This is a genomic window from Flavobacteriales bacterium, from assembly GCA_016779935.1.
Classification (GTDB): Bacteria; Bacteroidota; Bacteroidia; order Flavobacteriales; family UBA7312.
The window spans coordinates 68,107-87,555 of record JADHMQ010000002.1; the positions used below are offsets into that span (position 1 = coordinate 68,107).

The 19,449-nt window shown below is 36.7% G+C and carries 18 protein-coding genes; 13 read left to right on the forward strand and 5 right to left on the reverse strand.

The window, feature by feature from the left end:
* The first annotated feature begins 15 nt into the window (after positions 1–15).
* The 12 genes from kbl to odhB all read left to right on the forward strand — a co-directional run bounded on the left by kbl (position 16) and on the right by odhB (position 13,472).
* Positions 16–1,206 carry a glycine C-acetyltransferase gene (gene kbl / locus ISP73_02150; GenBank protein MBL6657386.1) on the forward strand — a complete coding sequence of 397 codons (1,191 nt, stop codon included), beginning with the start codon at positions 16–18 and terminating at the stop codon, positions 1,204–1,206.
* 104 nt (positions 1,207–1,310) lie between these two features.
* On the forward strand, positions 1,311–1,760 hold the full coding sequence (rplM, locus tag ISP73_02155) for a 50S ribosomal protein L13 (protein MBL6657387.1): 450 nt from the start codon (positions 1,311–1,313) through the stop codon (positions 1,758–1,760).
* A gap of 2 nt (positions 1,761–1,762) precedes the next feature.
* On the forward strand, positions 1,763–2,149 hold the full coding sequence (rpsI, locus tag ISP73_02160) for a 30S ribosomal protein S9 (GenBank protein ID MBL6657388.1): 387 nt from the start codon (positions 1,763–1,765) through the stop codon (positions 2,147–2,149).
* Positions 2,150–2,247: 98 nt separating this feature from the next.
* Positions 2,248–3,012, forward strand: a complete 765-nt coding sequence (rpsB, locus tag ISP73_02165; GenBank protein MBL6657389.1) for a 30S ribosomal protein S2 — start codon at positions 2,248–2,250, stop codon at positions 3,010–3,012.
* Positions 3,013–3,035: 23 nt separating this feature from the next.
* Positions 3,036–3,857, forward strand: coding sequence for an elongation factor Ts (locus tag ISP73_02170; protein ID MBL6657390.1), 822 nt, complete (start codon positions 3,036–3,038; stop codon positions 3,855–3,857).
* A 56-nt stretch (positions 3,858–3,913) separates the two neighbouring features.
* Positions 3,914–4,630: a UMP kinase gene (locus tag ISP73_02175; protein ID MBL6657391.1), complete on the forward strand. Its 717-nt coding sequence runs from the start codon at positions 3,914–3,916 to the stop codon at positions 4,628–4,630.
* Positions 4,631–4,640: 10 nt separating this feature from the next.
* Complete coding sequence (frr, locus tag ISP73_02180) at positions 4,641–5,195, forward strand: ribosome recycling factor (GenBank protein ID MBL6657392.1); 555 nt, start codon at positions 4,641–4,643, stop codon at positions 5,193–5,195.
* Positions 5,196–5,293: 98 nt separating this feature from the next.
* Entirely contained in the window at positions 5,294–7,666 is a 2,373-nt protein-coding gene (locus tag ISP73_02185; protein MBL6657393.1) for an MMPL family transporter, read from the forward strand.
* On the forward strand, positions 7,666–8,520 hold the full coding sequence (gene rfbA / locus ISP73_02190; GenBank protein ID MBL6657394.1) for a glucose-1-phosphate thymidylyltransferase RfbA: 855 nt from the start codon (positions 7,666–7,668) through the stop codon (positions 8,518–8,520). Before ISP73_02185 ends, rfbA begins: the two co-directional genes overlap by 1 nt.
* A gap of 2 nt (positions 8,521–8,522) precedes the next feature.
* A complete protein-coding gene (locus ISP73_02195) occupies positions 8,523–9,488 on the forward strand; it encodes a polyprenyl synthetase family protein (GenBank protein MBL6657395.1) in 966 nt (321 codons plus the stop codon).
* A gap of 87 nt (positions 9,489–9,575) precedes the next feature.
* Positions 9,576–12,284: a 2-oxoglutarate dehydrogenase E1 component gene (locus tag ISP73_02200; GenBank protein ID MBL6657396.1), complete on the forward strand. Its 2,709-nt coding sequence runs from the start codon at positions 9,576–9,578 to the stop codon at positions 12,282–12,284.
* Positions 12,285–12,290: 6 nt separating this feature from the next.
* A complete protein-coding gene (odhB, locus tag ISP73_02205) occupies positions 12,291–13,472 on the forward strand; it encodes a 2-oxoglutarate dehydrogenase complex dihydrolipoyllysine-residue succinyltransferase (GenBank protein MBL6657397.1) in 1,182 nt (393 codons plus the stop codon).
* 48 nt (positions 13,473–13,520) lie between these two features.
* On the opposite strand, the gene ISP73_02210 is transcribed toward odhB, so the two are convergent.
* The 3 genes from ISP73_02210 to ISP73_02220 all read right to left on the reverse strand — a co-directional run bounded on the left by ISP73_02210 (position 13,521) and on the right by ISP73_02220 (position 17,521).
* Positions 13,521–16,085 carry a gliding motility-associated C-terminal domain-containing protein gene (locus ISP73_02210; protein ID MBL6657398.1) on the reverse strand — a complete coding sequence of 855 codons (2,565 nt, stop codon included), beginning with the start codon at positions 16,083–16,085 and terminating at the stop codon, positions 13,521–13,523.
* 112 nt (positions 16,086–16,197) lie between these two features.
* Positions 16,198–16,884: an outer membrane beta-barrel protein gene (locus ISP73_02215; protein MBL6657399.1), complete on the reverse strand. Its 687-nt coding sequence runs from the start codon at positions 16,882–16,884 to the stop codon at positions 16,198–16,200.
* A 37-nt stretch (positions 16,885–16,921) separates the two neighbouring features.
* Positions 16,922–17,521 carry a NifU family protein gene (locus ISP73_02220; protein MBL6657400.1) on the reverse strand — a complete coding sequence of 200 codons (600 nt, stop codon included), beginning with the start codon at positions 17,519–17,521 and terminating at the stop codon, positions 16,922–16,924.
* Positions 17,522–17,574: 53 nt separating this feature from the next.
* Between ISP73_02220 and ISP73_02225 the strand changes: the two genes are divergently transcribed.
* Positions 17,575–18,090 (forward strand): gamma carbonic anhydrase family protein, encoded by a 516-nt coding sequence (locus ISP73_02225; protein MBL6657401.1) that lies wholly within the window; start codon positions 17,575–17,577, stop codon positions 18,088–18,090.
* Here the strand turns inward: ISP73_02225 and ISP73_02230 are convergent.
* Together ISP73_02230 and ISP73_02235 are read right to left on the reverse strand one after the other, a co-directional pair.
* Positions 18,080–18,880 (reverse strand): glutamate racemase, encoded by an 801-nt coding sequence (locus ISP73_02230; protein ID MBL6657402.1) that lies wholly within the window; start codon positions 18,878–18,880, stop codon positions 18,080–18,082. The two genes, ISP73_02225 and ISP73_02230, sit on opposite strands and share 11 nt — an antisense overlap.
* A 68-nt stretch (positions 18,881–18,948) precedes the next feature.
* Positions 18,949–19,446, reverse strand: coding sequence for an OmpH family outer membrane protein (locus tag ISP73_02235; GenBank protein MBL6657403.1), 498 nt, complete (start codon positions 19,444–19,446; stop codon positions 18,949–18,951).
* Between the last annotated feature and the right edge of the window lie 3 nt (positions 19,447–19,449).

A 19,449-nucleotide genomic window follows, 5' to 3' on the forward strand; every position in this document is an offset into this window, starting at 1 on the left:
TTTTAATTCAACAATATGTACGGAAAGTTAAAAAACCAGTTAGAGACCGAATTACAAAACATAAAAGACTCTGGTTTATATAAAGAAGAACGTATTATCGTTACTCCGCAAGACGCTGATATTTCGGTAAGTACAGGAAAAGAAGTCATAAACTTTTGTGCAAACAATTACCTTGGATTATCATCAAATAATGAGGTCGTTGAAGCAGCAAAACGTACTCTTGATACTCATGGTTTTGGCTTATCCTCTGTCAGATTCATCTGTGGAACTCAAGACATTCATAAAACATTGGAGAGAAAGCTTTCAGAGTTTTTAGGTATGGAAGACACCATATTATATGCAGCTGCTTTTGACGCTAATGGCGGAGTGTTTGAGCCATTATTTGGAGTAGAAGATGCTATAATCTCAGATTCACTAAACCATGCCTCTATTATAGATGGTGTTCGATTGTGTAAAGCCGCACGTTATAGATATGCAAATAATGATATGAATGACCTAGAGCAGAAGCTCATAGAAGCACAATCTCAAAGAAATCGAATTATTGTTACTGACGGTGTCTTTTCAATGGACGGATATATTGCGCAATTGGACAAAATATGTGATTTGGCTGAAAAATACGATGCTTTAGTGATGGTCGATGAATGTCATGCCTCAGGCTTTGTTGGAAAAAATGGACGTGGTACTCATGAATACCATAATGTTATGGGTCGTGTGGATATTATCACTGGCACATTAGGTAAGGCACTCGGCGGTGCAATGGGAGGGTTTACATCTGCCAGAAAAGAGATAGTAGATATGCTTCGTCAACGTTCAAGACCCTACTTATTTTCAAATTCATTAGCGCCGTCTATTGTTGGTTCAGCCATAACAGTTTTAGATTTGATTAGTAATTCTACAGAGCTAAGAGATAAACTTGAAGAAAACACATCTTACTTTAGAACTAAAATGACAGAAGCAGGTTTTGACATCAAAGAAGGGGTTCACCCAATTGTTCCAGTGATGCTATATGACGCAAAAACCTCTCAAGTAATGGCCGATAAACTTCTAGAAGAAGGAATCTATGTTATTGGCTTTTTCTTTCCAGTAGTTCCAAAAGACCAAGCACGAATTCGTGTACAGTTGTCGGCTGCTCATACCAAAGAACATTTGGACAAAGCCATAGCTGCATTTACTAAGGTTGGAAAGGAAATGAAAATTATCAACTAAATATGGGTAATAAATTTTTGTTGGATTAAAATAAAAATCCTACTTTTGCCACCCCTTTAGATTAAGGGGTTTAAAATGAACGTTATTAACTAAAACGATCAATAGTGGACACACTAAGTTATAAGACAGTATCGGCAAACAAGGAAACATCCAACAAAGAGTGGGTTTTGGTAAATGCTGAAGACATGGTATTGGGTAGATTAGCTTCTCAAGTTGCTTCTATACTAAGAGGAAAGCACAAAACAAACTTCACACCTCATGCAGATTGTGGAGATTATGTAGTAGTTGTCAATGCTGATAAAATTCGTTTGACTGGTCAAAAGTGGACGGATAGAGAACACTTTAAGCACACAGGATATCCTGGTGGGCAGAAAAGAATCTCACCAAAAGAATTATTTGACAGAGATCAAACGTCCTTAGTAAAGCAATCAATTAAAGGAATGCTTCCAAAGAATAAGCTTGGAAGAACCATATATTCAAACTTGTTTGTATATGCTGGAACCGATCACAAGCAAGAAGCACAACAACCAAAAGAAATTAAACTTAAATCATAACGATGGATACAATTCACACCATTGGTAGAAGAAAATCAGCAGTTGCTCGAATTTATTTGAGTAAAGGCAAAGGAAACATTACTGTTAACAACCGTGAAGCAAAGACTTACTTTAGTACGGCAACACAACTTTACAAACTTAACCAACCATTCAGCTTAGTTGAATTGGAAGGAAAGTATGATGTGAAAGTTAATGTAAACGGTGGTGGTTCAACCGGACAAGTAGAAGCTATTCGTTTAGCAATCTCTCGTGCACTAATCAAGATTGACGAAGAAAATCGTCCTACTCTAAAAGCAGAAGGACTATTAACTCGTGATCCAAGAATGGTTGAACGTAAAAAACCTGGACAGAAGAAAGCTCGTAAGAAATTCCAGTTCAGTAAGCGTTAATATCTTAGGATATTGTTTAGTATCAAAATCTCTCAGACTATATTTAATATACTACTGATAGATTGCGAAGAATTATGAATGTAAACAATTTAAAAAAAATGTCAAAAACAAATTTCAAAGACTTATTAGAATCTGGTGTTCATTTTGGACACTTAACTAGAAAATGGAATCCTAAAATGGCTCCTTATATCTTTATGGAGAAAAACGGAATCCATGTAATCGACCTTAATAAGACGATTATGAAACTTGATCAAACATGTGCTGCACTTAAGCACCTTGCAAGGTCAGGAAGAAAAATCATGTTTGTTGCTACTAAAAAGCAAGCTAAAGAATCTGTTTCAACTCATGCTCAAAGAGTGAATATGCCTTACATTACTGAGCGTTGGTCAGGTGGTTTGCTAACGAATTTTGCTACAATTCGTAAAGCAATAAAGAAAATGAATTCAATTGATAAGATGAAGACCGACGGTACTATCGATACCCTATCTAAAAGAGAACGTCTTCAAGTATCAAGAACAAGAGATAAACTAGAAAAAAACCTTGGAAGTATTGCTTCTATGAGTAGAATTCCAGCAGCTTTATTTGTTGTAGATATTCACAGAGAACACATTGCTATAGCTGAGGCAAAAAAATTAGGTATACCAACATTTGCAATTGTCGATACTAATTCTGACCCTAACTTAGTTGACTTCTGCATCCCTGCTAACGACGATGCAAGCCGTTCAATTGAGAAGATCGTTTCTTTAGTAACTGACGCTATACAAGAAGGCCTTTCAGAAAGAGAAACAGCTTCTGCAAAGAACGAGGAAAAGCCAAAAGCTAGTAAAGAAAAAGAAGTAGAAACTACTACTAAAGAAAAGTAATAACACTAAATTTTATTTGAATTATGCCAAAGATTACTGCTGCTGATGTAAATGCACTAAGAAAGCAAACAGGTGCTGGAATGATGGACTGTAAGAAAGCTTTAGTTGAAGCTGAAGGAGACATGTCTAAAGCGGTTGACATTTTAAGAAAGAAAGGTCAAAAAGTTGCTGCTAATAGAGCGGATAGAGACGCTGTTGAAGGTGTTGTTATTTCGGCAACTGATGGAAACTTTGGAGCATTAATTGCTCTTAATTGTGAGACTGATTTTGTAGCTAAAAATGAAGGATTTATTTCATTAGCACAATCATTCTTAGATGCTGCAATGTCAAACAAGCCATCTAACCTGACTGAATTGAAAGGATGTGTTGTTGACGGAATGACAATTGAAGAGAAAATTACTGAGCAAACAGGTGTAATTGGTGAAAAGTTAGACTTATCATCATACGAAACTGTAGAATCTGCACAAGTTTCTTCGTACATACACGGAGGAAACCGTCTAGCTACATTAGTAGGTTTGTCTAAATCTGTAGATGACCAAGTAGGAAAAGACATAGCAATGCAAGTAGCTGCTATGAATCCAGTAGCTGTCGACAAAGATTCAGTATCTCAAGAAACTATAGACAAAGAATTAGAAGTAGCTAAAGACTTAGCAAGACAAGAAGGTAAGCCTGAAGAAATGCTAGAAAAAATTGCTATGGGTAGACTTAATAAATTCTTCAAGGAGAATACCTTGTTAAATCAAGAATTTATTAAAGAATCAAAAACGTCAGTGTCACAACACTTGAACAAATTTGATAATGAACTAACAGTGACTGAATTCAAAAGAGTCGGTCTTGGCGTCTAGTTAAAAAACTAATGATTTAAGAGAGTGTTTTTCACTCTCTTTTTTTTGCCTTAAATTTGCTAACTATGAAATATAAAAGAATTCTTTTAAAACTTAGTGGAGAAGCCTTAATGGGAGATAAACAATTTGGTATAGATACCGAGAAACTGACCTCCTATGCAAATGAAATTAAAAACGTTGTTGATCTAGGAGTAGAAGTTGCTGTTGTAATTGGTGGCGGTAATATATTCCGAGGTATACAAGTAGAAGGAGAAGGCTTGGATAGAGTTCAAGGCGACTACATGGGTATGCTTGCTACCATTATTAATGGGATGGCCTTACAATCTGCACTAGAAAAAGCAGAAGTAGAAACGCGATTACTTACTGCTATAAAAATGGAGCAAATCGCAGAGCCTTTTATTAGAAGACGCTCAATGAGGCATCTACAAAAAGGCAGAGTTGTTATTTTTGGAGGAGGAACAGGTAATCCTTATTTCACTACAGATACAGCAGCTACACTAAGAGCCATTGAAATCGAAGCCGATGTTATCCTTAAAGGAACTCGCGTAGACGGAATATATAGTGCTGACCCTGAAAAAGATAAATCAGCAGTTAAATACGATAATATTTCATTTAAAGAGGTGTACGAAAAAGGCTTGAACATTATGGATATGACGGCTTTCACTTTGTGTAATGAAAATAAATTACCTATTGTTGTCTTTGATATAAACAAAAAACAAAACTTGCTTAAAATGTTGCAAGGTGAGTCAATAGGGACTTTAGTTAATTTTTAGATTAAAAAAAATGGAAGAAATTCAATTTATTATGGATTGCGCCAAAGAGAAAATGGATGGCGCGATAAAGCATTTAGAAATCGCTTTTTCAAAAATTAGAGCAGGAAAAGCTTCACCTCAAATGCTAGACAATGTAAGTATTGATTACTATGGTGCACAAACACCTCTAGCTCAAGCATCAAACATTAATACTCCTGATGCAAGAACAATTTCTGTTCAGCCTTGGGATAAATCAATGTTGGAAGTAATGGAGAAAGCCATTATTGACGCCAACCTAGGTTTCAATCCTATGAATAATGGTGAAATGATTATCATTAACGTACCGCCATTAACAGAAGAACGTCGAGTTCAGTTGGTAAAGCAAGCCAAAGCAGAATCTGAAAATGCTAAAGTGAGTATTCGAAATGTAAGAAAAGATGCCAATGATGATTTGAAAAAGTTAAGTGGAATATCCGAAGACATTCTGAAAGACTCAGAATCAGACGTTCAGAATTTAACAAACGATTTTACGTCTAAAATTGAGGCCTTTTTCTCTTCCAAAGAAGCAGAGATTCTGACAGTATAATCGTATTTAAGAATTCATTAAAAAAGCGCGACAAAATGTCGGGCTTTTTTTTGTCTCAAAATATTAATCAGTACTTTTACACTCCCTTTATATTTGATATGTGGTTAACTATTGCTAAAGTAATTTTAAGATTTCGTTCAGTTTTCATTTGGCTGATTTTGGTGACCACCTATTTCATGATTCAGCAATCTTCAAATGCTCGACTGTCTTATTCGATGGCAAACCTTTTGCCAATCAAATCAACGGAACAATTAGATTATAATTTTTTCCTTGATAAGTTTGGTATAAAAGACAATATAATGATTGTTGGAGTAAATGCCGACTCATTCTTTCATTACAATAATTTTCAGTCATGGGAAAAGTTGCAGAATGAAATAGAAAAAATTGACGGTGTTAAGTCGGTATACTCCATTTCAGATGCAGTAGATCTGCAAAAAGATAAAAAAGAAAAACGATTAATTATTGAGTCTTTATTTGACTCTATTGACAGTCAATCACAATTAGATGAGGCCTTTAATAAATTAAAAACATTACCCTTTTTTAGAAATACGCTATACAACGACAGTGCTTCTGTAATGCTATTGGCGCTTGATAATGATTTTATTACAAGCGATAAGCGTATTAATTTAATTGATAGCATCATTGAATTAGGAGATATCTATGAGTCCGAAACATCCAAAGTCATTAGATACTCAGGCTTACCATACATAAGAACGGTCAATTCTGAACTCATCAAGAAAGAAGTGGGTTTATTTATTTTCCTAGCTTTATTTGTTACAGCTTTAATTTTGTATTTCTTCTTCAGGTCGTTAAAAGCCATGTTGATTTCTGTAATGGTAGTTACTATAGGCGTTATATGGTCTTTTGGTACACTTGGAGTTCTAGATTATAGAATTACAATTCTAACCGCACTAATACCGCCATTATTAATTGTTATTGGCGTTCCAAATTGCATCTTTTTAATAAACAAATATCACAATGAATATAGACGACATGGAAATAAATCTAAGTCGTTAGTTCAGATGATTAGAAGGGTAGGAAACATCACTGTTCTTACTAATGCAACTACCGCTATGGGTTTTGCGACTTTTGTGCTAACATCTAGTAAAGACTTGCGTCAATTTGGACTAGTAGCGTCCTTAAATATTTTTGCAGTTTTCATCCTATCATTATTGCTAATCCCAATAATTTTTAGTTATCTGAATCCTCCAAAAGCAAAACATACAAGTCACTTGGAAAGAAGGTGGTTGAACAAACTTATCAAACGAATAACCTTCATTGTGTTAAATAAAAGAACTGCAATTTATATTTCTACCATAGCCATAGTTGCAGTAAGTCTTTTTGGACTGTTCAAAATGAATATTGCGGGTAATATTACAGATGATATGCCTAGTGAATCATCTCTTTATCAAGACATCAAATTTTTTGAAAAGCATTATAAGTCTGTATTGCCATTTGAAATAGTCATTGATACACACAGAAAAAACGGTATTACTAAATTATCTACCCTAAAGCGTATAGATAAATTAAGCGATACTTTGAGCCTTTACAAAGAATTTTCTAGACCAGTATCCATAATAGATCCTATAAAATTCTCAAAGCAAGCTCTCTATAACGGCAATATAGACTTTTACGAATTGCCAAATTCTCAAGAAAAAAGATGGCTTTTAGACTACACCATAAAAAGCGAATCCCCAAACGAATGGATGAATTCCTTTGTTGATGAAAATAAACAAATAGGGCGTGTTAGTTTGTACGTGGGAGATATTGGCACAAGTCGAATGAAAGAAATTAAGTTGAAACTTCGTGAGCAAGTTGACAAGATTTTTGATCCCGAAAAATATAATGTAGTCCTCACTGGAACAAGTATAGTGTTTTTGGAAGGCACTTCCTATTTAGTAAAGAATCTATTTACTAGTTTAATGCTGGCGGTTTTATTAATTTCCATCTTTATGGCATGGATGTTTAATTCTTTTAGAATGGTAGTGGTTTCACTTATTCCTAACCTTATACCGCTCATAATTACAGCCTCAATAATGGGATATTTTGGCATTTCGATAAAACCGTCTACCATACTCGTTTTTAGTATAGCCTTTGGTATTTCTGTAGATGATACCATTCATTTTTTAGCAAAATATAGACAAGAGTTAAGACATAGAAACTATAACATCAAGGACTCTGTTGTTGCGGCTATTAAAGAAACAGGTGTTAGTATGTTTTACACTTCAATTGTATTATTCTTTGGATTTTTTATCTTTATAGCATCTCAATTTGGTGGCACAATAGCTTTGGGCTTGTTAGTTTCGATTACATTACTCATTGCATTACTTTCTAATTTGATAGTTTTACCAGCCTTGTTGTTGAGTCTAGAAAAATCATTAATTGTAGAAGCATTAAATGATCCTTTATTAGATGTATTTGACGAAGAGGAAGACATTGAGTTAAAGGAATTGACCTTAAATAACAAATAATGAAAGGAATAATTTTAGCTGGAGGTTCAGGGACACGACTGCACCCTTTAACGTTGGCGGTTAGTAAACAAGCATTGCCGGTTTATGATAAACCGATGATTTATTATCCACTTTCGACACTAATGTTTTCTGGTATTCGAGAAATACTTATCATTTCCACGCCTAAGGATTTACCAATTTTTCAAAGGCTATTAGGCGATGGCTCTTCATTAGGCTGTCGTTTTGAATACAAAGTGCAAGAAGTTCCAAACGGATTAGCTCAAGCTTTTGTTTTAGGAGAAGAATTCATTGGAAACGACAAAGTATGTTTAGTACTAGGAGATAATATCTTCTATATAAAGCGTAAAATCGTTGAAGCATGTGTTGATGTAGAAGGAGCAAAAATATTTGGTTATCACGTCAATGACCCCGAACGCTATGGGGTTGTGGAATATGATGAAAACAATAATGTAATTAGTATTCAAGAAAAGCCAAAAGTACCTAAATCTAATTATGCTGTTCCAGGATTATATTTTTACGATAATGATGTAGTAGAAATTGCAAAAAATATAATTCCATCAGCCAGAGGTGAGTATGAAATTACGGATGTAAATTCAGAATACCTAAAGAGAGGGAAGCTGAAAGTTCAATTGTTAGGTAGAGGCTCAGCCTGGCTAGATACAGGAACTTTCAGGTCTTTAATGCAAGCCAGTCAGTTCGTGCAGGTAATTGAAGATAGGCAAGGGCGAAAAATTGGCTGTATTGAAGAGGCCGCTTACAAAATGGGTTTTATCGATGATGAACAGCTTAAGAAATTGGCAGTGCCTTTACTGAAAAGTGGATACGGCAATTACCTCTTGTCATTAATAAAATAATTATGAAATCAATAGATCAGTTAAGAACGTTAGTCGAGCAGGAGTTGTTAAGCTTGAAATATCCAAGCACACCAGCCGATTTATATGCTCCAATAGATTATATCTTATCGTTAGGAGGTAAGCGTATGCGTCCTATACTCTTGTTGCTGTCTTATCAATTGTATAAAAAAGATATTAAGGCAGCATTGCGACCTGCTATTGCTATTGAAGTCTTCCATAACTTCACATTACTGCACGACGATATCATGGACGAAGCACCTGTTCGCCGTGGACAAAGCACTGTGCATACAAAATGGAATGAGAATGTTGCTATACTTTCAGGTGATGCCATGCTCATACAGTCCTATCAGTATTTGTCAGAACTTCCGAAAGAAAGTTTGATTGAATGCCTATCAGTATTCAATACTATGGCACTAAAAGTATGTGAGGGGCAGCAGTACGATATGGATTTTGAAATACAAGCAGAAGTAGATTTGAAGTCGTATTTGAAAATGATTGAATACAAAACAGCTGTTTTACTTGGTGCCTCATTAAAAATGGGAGCGATAATGGGAGGTGCAGATAAAAAAGATGCTGAAAATCTCTATGAATTTGGACGTAAAATTGGCATTGCTTTTCAGCTCAAAGATGATTTGCTAGATATCTTTGGCGATACTAATGCTTTTGGAAAACAATTGGGGGGAGACATCATCGCCAACAAAAAAACATGCTTATACCTCAAAGCACTATCTCTTTCTGATGGAAGCGAAAAAATGGAGCTTGTAAATTTATACAGTTCAGAAACCATAAATTCAACTGAAAAAGTAGAAAAAGTAAAGCAGATTTATGCCTCTCTTGAAATAGAGACACACATCAACGCGCTTATCAATGAGTATTACGAAAATGCTATGAAGTCGTTGAGTGCTATCGACAAAGATATTCTTGAACTTGAAAAGTTTGCAGCACTTCTGAAGATTAGAGAAAGCTAAAACGTAAAATTCTATCTGAAAAATTGCTTACGATTAAGGCTAAAAAATAAATAAAATTCAATAGTTTTGCCATAACCATAAAATCTGATGGCAAATAAATTTTCTTTTCTAGGAGCTATTCATACCAACATGATTGAAATCATGTACGATAATTATGTTGAAAATCCTGAATCTGTAAATGAAGAATGGCGAAACTTTTTTACTGGATTTGATTTCGCTAGAGAAGTGTATTCTGATGAAGACGAAATTCCAGAAACCTTCAAGAAAGAATTTCAAGTAATAAATCTAATTGACGCTTACAGAAAAAGCGGCCATTTATTCACCCATACTAATCCAGTACGTGAAAGAAGGCAATATACCCCAACACTTGATATTGAAAACTTTGGGCTTAACCAATCGGATTTAGATACCGTCTTTCAAGCAGGTACTCAAATAGGTGTTGGTCCATCTTCTTTGAGAGATATAGTAGAACACCTAAAGGTCGTTTACTGTCAATCTATAGGAGTGGAGTATATGTATATCCGTAAACCTGACCAGGTGGAATGGATAAAAAACCGTTTACATAAAAATAGTAATACTCCCAATTTTAAGTTAAACGAAAAGAAGCAAATACTCCGCAAACTTAACCAAGCAGTAGCTTTTGAAAATTTTCTACACAAAAAGTTTGTTGGTCAGAAACGCTTTTCGCTAGAAGGCGCCGAATCGTTGATACCTGCTTTGGATATTCTCATTGAGAAAGGTGCAGAGTTGGGAGTGGAAGAGTTCGTAATGGGGATGGCACACCGAGGAAGATTAAATGTCCTTGCCAATATTTTTAACAAGACATACAGAGATATTTTTTCAGAATTTGAAGGTAAAGAATATGAAGATAATTTATTCTCTGGCGACGTAAAATACCATCTTGGCTTTACTTCGGAACAAGTTTGCAACAATTCAAAAAAGGTAAAGATGTCGCTTTCGCCAAACCCCTCTCACTTAGAGGCGGTTGACCCTGTTGTTCAGGGAATAGCACGAGCGAAAATAGACCAACAATATAAAGGTGATAATTCTAAGGTAGTACCTATCCTCATACACGGAGATGCCGCACTAGCCGGTCAGGGTGTTGTTTACGAGGTAATACAAATGGCACAATTGGACGGTTACAAAACTGGTGGAACCATTCATATTGTCGTAAACAATCAGGTAGGCTTCACCACTAATTATCTAGATGCCCGTTCGAGTACTTACTGCACGGACATAGGTAAAGTAACTTTATCCCCTGTTTTTCACGTTAATGGCGATGATGTAGAAGCTGTTGTTCATGCTATGCAAATTGCTACAGAGTACCGTCAGAAATTCAATAAAGACGTATTCATTGATTTGCTATGTTACAGAAAGTACGGACATAATGAAGGCGATGAGCCACGTTTTACACAACCTAAGCTGTACAAGGCTATTAGCAAGCACCCTAACCCTAGAGAAATATACAACCACAAACTGATTAATGAAGGCGTTGTAGGGGCGAATATCGTTAAAGAAATGGAGCATGAGTTTAAGCAGTTGCTTCAAGATAGATTTGACGAATCAAAAGAAATCGAAAAGGCAGAAATTACGCCTTTCATGAAAGCCGAATGGCAAGGCTTTAGAAAATCTAAAGACGCTGACTTTGTTAAGTCACAAGATACCGCAGTAGATTTAGAAGTACTTAAAGAAGTAGCTTCCAAGCTGTACAATGTCCCTGAAAAGGACAACCTATTTAAAAAGACGCAGCGTTTGCTGAACGACCAAAAGAAGATGGTAGAAGACAGCAACCGTTTGGATTGGGGAATAGCTGAGCTTTTGGCATATGGTACACTCTTATATGAGGGTCATCCTGTTCGAATTAGCGGTCAAGATGTTGAGAGAGGAACTTTTTCACACCGACATGCCGTTTTAAAAGCTGAGGAATCAGAGAAAAAGATAATCCCTCTTAATGCCGTTAACCCTAATGTGAAATTTGAGGCTTATAATTCACTCTTATCAGAATATGGTGTGTTAGGCTTTGATTATGGTTTTGCTATGGCGAGTCCCAACTCATTAACCATTTGGGAAGCACAGTTTGGTGATTTCAGCAATGGTGCTCAAATTATGATTGACCAATTTATCTCGTCAGCCGAAGACAAATGGAAGACCTATAACGGACTAGTAATGCTCTTGCCGCATGGCTATGAAGGGCAAGGTGCAGAACATTCTAGTGCACGTATGGAGCGATACCTACAGATGTGTGCTTTACATAATATGCAAATCGTTAACTGTACCACACCGGCAAACTTTTTCCATGTTTTAAGGCGACAGCTTAAACGAGAATTTAGAAAGCCTTTAGTAGTGTTTACGCCAAAAAGTTTGTTGCGTCATCCATTGTGTGTTTCCACGCTTGAAGACCTGTCCACTGGACGCTTCCAAGAATTGTTTGACGATGAGGTCGTTAAACCATCAGAAGTTAAAAAGGTCGTATTCTGTAGTGGAAAACTATACTATGAGCTTTTCCAAGAACGCGAAAAGTTAGGGCGAAAAGATGTAGCTTTAATCCGATTGGAGCAACTGTACCCTTTACCAGAACAAAAGATAAACGACGTACTCAAGAAGTACGATACGAAACAATTGATATGGGCTCAGGAAGAGCCACGAAATATGGGGGCTTGGACTCATATTTTAAACCGACTAAGACATATTCCCTTTGAATTAGTTTCTAGAAGGGCAAGTGCTGCAACAGCTAGTGGTTCACCTAAGTTTGCAGCTACAAGACAACGATTAATAATTGAAGAAGTTTTTAAATAGAATATTATGCTATTAGAAATGAAAGTTCCTAGTCCGGGAGAATCCATCTCCGAAGTTGAAATTGCTCAATGGTTGGTAGAGGACGGTGACTATGTAGAAAAGGATCAAGAAATTGCTGAGGTAGATTCAGACAAAGCTACTTTAGCCTTACCAGCTGAAGAAAGCGGTACTATAAAATTGGTGGCTGAAGAAGGCGATACGGTGGCTGTAGGTCAAGTCGTATGTATCATTGATACGGATGGCGTTGGCGAAGCCAAGCCAAGCGCAACAACTAAAGAAGCAAGTCCAGTTTCAGCTCCGGTGCAGGCTACTAAACCTGTGGATGCCAAAGCCACACCACTCGCAAAGGCTATCATTTCTCAGAACGATTTGTCCGCAAAAGACGTTAAAGGCACTGGTGAAGGCGGTAAGATTTTAAAAGAAGATGTTATAGAAGCTATGGCATCTGTAAAGACCGACGGTCCACGTGGCACTGAGCGTAAAAAAATGTCAATGCTAAGACGAAAAGTGGCTCAGCGTTTGGTATCTGTAAAGAACGATACTGCTATGCTAACTACTTTCAATGAGGTAGATATGTCGGCTATTTTTGCTATTCGTAAAGAATACAAAGAGATTTTTAAAGAAAAATACGGTGTAGGTTTAGGTTTTATGTCTTTCTTCACAAAGGCCATTACTACTGCACTTAAGGAATTCCCAGATGTAAATGCTCAGATTGATGGTAAGGAAGTCATTTACCACAACTATGCTGACATCAGTATTGCAGTAAGTGCCCCAAAAGGTTTGATGGTGCCTGTTATTCGTAATGCAGAGCTTATGAACTTTAAAGAGGTTGAAAGCGAAGTAAAGCGATTAGCTATTAGAGCAAGAGATGGAAAAATTACGCCAGACGAAATGCTTGGCGGCACCTTTACCATTACCAATGGTGGAGTGTTTGGCTCTATGCTTTCAACACCTATCATTAACCCCCCACAATCGGCGATTTTAGGGATGCACAATATTGTAGAACGCCCTATGGCTGTGAACGGTAAAGTAGAGATTAGGCCCATAATGTATGTGGCACTTTCCTATGACCACCGCATTATTGACGGTAGAGAATCGGTTGGCTTCTTGGTAAGAGTAAAAGAATGCTTGGAAGACCCAACGACTCATTTACTTGGCGGAGACGCTAAGAAGTCTTTAGGACTATAAATTCAAAAAGCCAGTGTTTAGCTGGCTTTTAGTATTAAAAAATATTTTTTAATGCATAAGATGCACGTCACCGAGTTTTACTTGGTTGTGTTTTGCACCATTGTATTTTGCCTTCCATGAGTATACACCTACTGGGCAAAGTTTTCCTTTAAAGGTACCGTTCCAGCCAACATTTACATCATTGGAGTAAAAAATAACTTCACCCCATCTGTCCATAATCCAAAATTCAAATGAATCGGTACAACCCATATACGGAACAAATTCTTCATTCAGTTGGTCACCATCTGGGGTAAAGGCGTTGGGAGCATAAAAAGGGATACTGCTCGTCGGTTTTATTTCTCTGTTAAATGAGTTTTCGCAACCAAACTCATTAATGAGTTTTAGATTAATTTGGTATTGACCCACTTCATCATAGGTATAGCTCGTTACGGTATCTGCCGAACTGACAAAGCCATTGCCAAAGTCCCACACTAAAGAATCGTAATCTGTAGAAAAATTAATGATTTGAATGCTTTTATCACAATGCCCTATCTCATCAGGTTCGGTCATAAAGTTAGGACTTGGCACATCCAACACATTAAGGTAATTGGATAAGCTAAGGCTAGTACTACAACCTAGTTGAGTAGTCACTTCAAGTGTAACACTATAGCGTCCAGTATTGGGCAGGTTCACATTCGAAGATATTCCATTAGACGTTTGCCCATTTACCGTCCATTCCCAAGCTACTATTGGGTCATCGCTTTGGGGTGTACTGGCATCGTTCAGTTGAAAGCTAGCAGGGGGGCAAGAGGAATCATTTGGTGTGCTAAAACTGACGATTGGTAAAAACTTACTTTCTACATTTATTTCATCTGTAAAGTTACAGCCATCTGGACTAACCACACTTACACTATACACTCCTTCGCTATCAACAGAGATGCTTTGTGTGGTCTCATTAGTATTCCACAAATAAGCAGTGGCTAGACCACCAGCATCTAAAACAACATCGTTCATGCCTTCACAAAAATCAACATCTGGTCCTAATGAAAAATTAAAATCATCTATACTAATGGTAACGCTAACGGTATCTCTACTGCCACAACTTCCATCACCCATAACGGTGTATGTAGTGTTTTCAGTAGGTGTAGCAATAGGACTATCCGATGAAGGGTTATCCAAAGTGCTTGCCGGTGACCATTCGTAGTTTAGTCCACCACTTACATTTAAAGCGATAGATTCGCCAGGGCAAATGGTGGTTGGATTGGTAATGGTAAAAGTAGGTTCATTTACAGCATCGGTATATATCTCAATATCACCATAAGACATTTTTTGACTTCCATTGCTCCCCGTTCCTGTGTAATCAATGTCGATGTATATACTGCTCTCTTGAACGTAGTCAGTACTCGAGGGGTCCATGGAGTTTCCTTCTACCGGAATACCTGTAAGTCCATAAATATAATCTTGTCCTGCAATATTGTTATATCCTGAAAAACGCAAAGCATCACCTGAAGCCCAAATAATTTTTTCGCAATCAAAACCACTGGAAGTTTGTCTATTTCCTAAGGCGACACCACCTGCTGTATTGTCGGCATCGGAAGGGTAATTGTAATTGCCAACATAGTATTGTTTTGACATATTCCATGTGCCAGAGTTATTGACGTATTCAAACAGTCGAGAGCTGTGTGCTCCAGGCGTAAATAAATCGTTCCACCCGCCAAAAGCTCCCCACCCGCCTTGTACTTTTTCACAGACGTACATTTTGCCATCAGAACTCATCGTAATATCTGAAATAGGGTAGGATGCGCCAACTACTGTAGATACAAAAGACCCCATATTATCTTCTAATTCGAAACATAAAGATTCGCTACCACTAAAATCACCTGTATTGTCCAAACTTACAGACCAAACGGAATTATTAGGTGAACTAGCATCATTTAAAGAATTGTCTTCAGTCCATCTAGAAAAGAACACTTTAGTAGTGCCATTTTCTTCATGTACAGCAATTCCCCAAAGAGCTTCGCCATGCCCACTAAAGGTGCCGAGAGGGGTGTTATCTGCATCGAATGGGTCGAAAGTAGAAAGTAAATTGCCATCCATATCAAAGCGGTAAATGTTACCATCTTCAAAATTCGTAATGAACAATTGATTGTTCCATTTGTCATAAGCAATATTTCCTAATCCATTCCCTTGGTTGGGAATTTCATTCGCGCCATTTCCAGTAAATATAAAGGGAGTAACTACCCAAGTGTTTGCGTCCATTTTATAGACCCCTCCATCGCCTGCAGAGCCTGCAGAAGTAGAGGAAGAACCGCCAGATGAAATTGCTTTTGTGGCTGTGAAGTATACATTTTTCTCAGCGTCTATAGTAATACCAAATACATCGCCCATATTGGTGCCTTTCCACGAGTCAGCAGCAGCGGGGTCAGCAGGGGTATGAAAAGTTGTTGCCCAATTCAGCCCTAAAGGAGCAGAAGCATTATTCTCAGTATCATAAATGGTGAAAGAATCATAAGTACCAGCAGCACCACTCCAATGGGTAATAATCCCCATTCCATTGGTAAGTGGTTGTGCCAAAGAAGAAAATGAACACATAACTACCACCACAAAAGCACTGAAAGTGTTAAGGTTAAACATACTAAATTTTGGTTAATGAACTTGCTCATAAAGATACAAAAAATTCATATAAATATGAATATTTTTAAGGCTTTAAAATTTCCCAACTTACAAGTTTAAAGCCAAAAAAATTTTATTTGCTAGAGAAAAAGTAACGAATATCTAAAGTGAAGTAGTTCCCAGAAATATTAAGGTGTTTAGAATCTTCAGCCGATGGTGCTTCGGTGTTAAAAGCGTTTGTGCCATCGTCATATTCTGGAAATGAACGGGCTGTGTTGTTCCATGGCCTATGGAAACTAGCACCAAAATAGAACATGCCTTTTTTTTCTGTTCGGCACTCAACACCTAAGTTTGCAATAAATGCTGTTTGCATCTTTTTTCGTCGTGAAGTGCTCAAAAAGTAGAATGGATTATTTTCGCCAAAGCTGATAATATCTGAAGGGAAAACGTTATAAGAATTTCCGAAAGATGCATTTAGATAGTATTGCTTTGCTATTCGAACATAAGACAATAACTGTATAGGAAATTCGTAGGAACGTAAAGTGAACTTAGTATAATCGTCTAGACTAATGGAGCTGTTTCTTAGAGTAAAATTATAGCGTCTATTTACAAGGTTTAGCCCACTTTCTAAGGAAAAAGTATTACTGAAATTATACCTTACGACCATGCCTAAAGATTGTCCAAATCGAGGTAATAGTTCAGAACTGTAACCGTCTTGCCAATTGGCAGATTCATCGCCTGCATTGAAATAGGCAGCAGGTATTATAGGTTTAAATTGTAAGCCGAAGGTAAACTCATCGATAGTATTTTGTGCCTGCATTAAGAATGGCAGAACACAAAAACTTATGAGGAGTTTTTTAATCATTATCGGCTACAACTTCAACAATTTCTTCTGGCATTTCTCTTTTCAACATGCCTTCTATTCCAGATTTTAGGGTAATTGTAGAGGATGGGCAGCCACTACATGCCCCTTGTAATGAAACGGTTACAATTCCTTTTTCGAACTTTTTCAGCGAAATAAAACCACCGTCTTGCTCTACTGCTGGTCTTACATATTCATCTAATAAGTCAGCAATTTTTTTCTCTATATCAGAAAATTCTCTGACCAATTCTTCTTTATGAGTAACAGTCTTACTCTTTTTAGGAGAGGCATTCTCGTTAATCACGGTGCCACCATCTACTAGGTAGTCACGCATAAATTCTCGCATCTCTACAATAATATCATTCCATTCAATGCCATTATCTTTTTTGGTAATAGATATAAAATTATTGCTTAAAAATACTTTGTCAACAAATGGAAATCCGAAGAGCTCTAGTGCAAGGGGTGAACTGCTTGCTTCTGCTCTATTGTTGAACTCGTATATGTTTTGGTCAACTAAAATTCTGTTAGCAACAAATTTTATTACTAACGGGTTTGGCGTTGATTCAGCGTATAGTGAAGTGGGTGTTTTGGTCATTTATTGTTTTTATGCAAAGTTAAGGCATTCTTTTATCTTTGAAAATAAAATCCATGGCATTAATAAAGAGCGTAAATGGTATAAGTCCTGAAGTGGGCAAAGATGTGTATTTAGCTGAAAATGCTACCCTTATTGGCGATATAGTTATGGGTAGTAAATGCAGTGTTTGGTTTAATGCTGTTGTTAGAGGTGATGTTCATTACATTCGTATTGGCGATAAGGTAAATATACAAGATGGAGCTGTTATTCACTGTACTTATAAAAAACACCCTACCGAAATAGGTAATAATGTATCCATCGGACATAATGCTTTGGTGCACGGCTGTAAAGTAATGGACAATGTATTGATAGGAATGGGTGCTATTGTTATGGACGGAGTAACGGTTCATAGCAACTCTATAATAGCTGCAGGAGCAGTAGTTTTAGAGGGCACTACTGTAGAAAGTGGATGTATATACGCTGGAGTACCAGCAAAGAAAGTGAAGGAGCTTAGTCAAGAACAAACAGCAGTGCTAATCGAAGGTATTGCTGATAATTATGTGATGTATTCCTCTTGGTTTACGGTTTAAGTTTGACTTCTTCTAGTCGAATGTCTTCTCCAAAAAAGAATTTTGCCGATTGATCGAAAGAATGGGTATAGTCAGACACAAAAAAGTGATGCTCTGCTTTTTCATTGCTCAACAGACTTTTCTCTTCTAAAATGGTCTTGATGTGTTTTGCAACTTCAGATGCAGAGTCAATAATTTCGACTTTGTTGTTATAAAAATTCTCAATTAAGTTTTGTATCAAGGGGTAGTGAGTACAAGCTAAAATTAAAAGGTCAATGCTATTTAGCTCTTTTTGATTCAAGTAATTATGAATAATAGCTTCGCTAATTTTACCTTTTATAAAGCCTTCCTCTATCATAGCGGCAAGCAGTGGAGTGGCTAAGGACTTAACATTTGCATTCTTGTTTTTAGCACTAATTTTTTGTGGGTAAATACCAGAATTAATAGTGCCTTTTGTCCCAATAATACCAATTTTAGATAAGCGATTTGAAGATGTAATTCTATCCACAACAGGATCTATGACGTTTACCACTTCAATATTAGGGCATGCTTTAATAACTGTTTCGTGAGCCAAAGATGAGGCAGTATTGCAAGCAATAACAATCATTTTACAGCTTTTATTCTTTAGAAAGGTTGAAATATTATGTGAAAATTCTTTTACTGACTCTTCTGACTTTTCTCCATAGGGCAGATGTTTGGTATCACCAAAATAGAGTAAACTTTCATTAGGTAAGAGTTTGCGAATAGCCTTAGCTACAGTTAGCCCACCAATACCAGAATCAAAAATGCCTATTGGGTTATCTTTTTTCACCTTTCTATGATAGCACAAAAAAACAGTTTGAATGAATCCAAACTGCTTTAAGAGTGTATGTTATTTTATTATAGTCCTAATTTTGACTTTACGAGCGAAAGTACATTTTCACTTTCAGCAGCATATAAAAAGCTTCCTGATCCAGAGTCAAAGATAAAGGTGTAATTTCCATCTTTTGCCACATCGTCAATAGCTTTCATTGCTCTATCTCTTATCGGAGTAAATAGTTCAGCTTCTTTTTCACTCAAAGACTGTTGAGCATTTTTTTGGAACTCAACTACACGTTGTTGAATGCTTTCAATTTCACGGATTTTATCCTCTTTAATCACATCAGTATAGCTTGTTTCGTTTTGCTGATACTCAACGACCTTTTTTTCATATTCTGCTTGCATAGCAGATAATTGAGATTCTAGTCCTTTAGCATACGTTTGTAATTCTTCTTGCATTTCAATGCTTTCTGGCATCATAGATAGAAGCTCATTAGAGTTTAGGTAGCCAAATTTTTGAGCTTGTGCAGATAGTATAAATCCTACACAAACTATAAGGGTTAACAGTACTTTTTTCATTTT

Excerpts from the sequence above, each read along its gene's own strand:
- kbl (MBL6657386.1), top strand. The coding sequence starts at position 16 with ATGTACGGAAAGTTAAAAAACCAGTTAGAGACCGAATTACAAAACATA.
- rpsI (MBL6657388.1), top strand. The coding sequence starts at position 1,763 with ATGGATACAATTCACACCATTGGTAGAAGAAAATCAGCAGTTGCTCGA.
- rpsB (MBL6657389.1), top strand. The coding sequence starts at position 2,248 with ATGTCAAAAACAAATTTCAAAGACTTATTAGAATCTGGTGTTCATTTT.
- ISP73_02170 (MBL6657390.1), top strand. The coding sequence starts at position 3,036 with ATGCCAAAGATTACTGCTGCTGATGTAAATGCACTAAGAAAGCAAACA.
- frr (MBL6657392.1), top strand. The coding sequence starts at position 4,641 with ATGGAAGAAATTCAATTTATTATGGATTGCGCCAAAGAGAAAATGGAT.
- ISP73_02185 (MBL6657393.1), top strand. The coding sequence starts at position 5,294 with ATGTGGTTAACTATTGCTAAAGTAATTTTAAGATTTCGTTCAGTTTTC.
- rfbA (MBL6657394.1), top strand. The coding sequence starts at position 7,666 with ATGAAAGGAATAATTTTAGCTGGAGGTTCAGGGACACGACTGCACCCT.
- ISP73_02195 (MBL6657395.1), top strand. The coding sequence starts at position 8,523 with ATGAAATCAATAGATCAGTTAAGAACGTTAGTCGAGCAGGAGTTGTTA.
- ISP73_02200 (MBL6657396.1), top strand. The coding sequence starts at position 9,576 with ATGGCAAATAAATTTTCTTTTCTAGGAGCTATTCATACCAACATGATT.
- odhB (MBL6657397.1), top strand. The coding sequence starts at position 12,291 with ATGCTATTAGAAATGAAAGTTCCTAGTCCGGGAGAATCCATCTCCGAA.
- ISP73_02210 (MBL6657398.1), bottom strand. The coding sequence starts at position 16,085 with ATGTTTAACCTTAACACTTTCAGTGCTTTTGTGGTGGTAGTTATGTGT.
- ISP73_02215 (MBL6657399.1), bottom strand. The coding sequence starts at position 16,884 with ATGCAGGCACAAAATACTATCGATGAGTTTACCTTCGGCTTACAATTT.
- ISP73_02220 (MBL6657400.1), bottom strand. The coding sequence starts at position 17,521 with ATGACCAAAACACCCACTTCACTATACGCTGAATCAACGCCAAACCCG.
- ISP73_02225 (MBL6657401.1), top strand. The coding sequence starts at position 17,575 with ATGGCATTAATAAAGAGCGTAAATGGTATAAGTCCTGAAGTGGGCAAA.
- ISP73_02235 (MBL6657403.1), bottom strand. The coding sequence starts at position 19,446 with ATGAAAAAAGTACTGTTAACCCTTATAGTTTGTGTAGGATTTATACTA.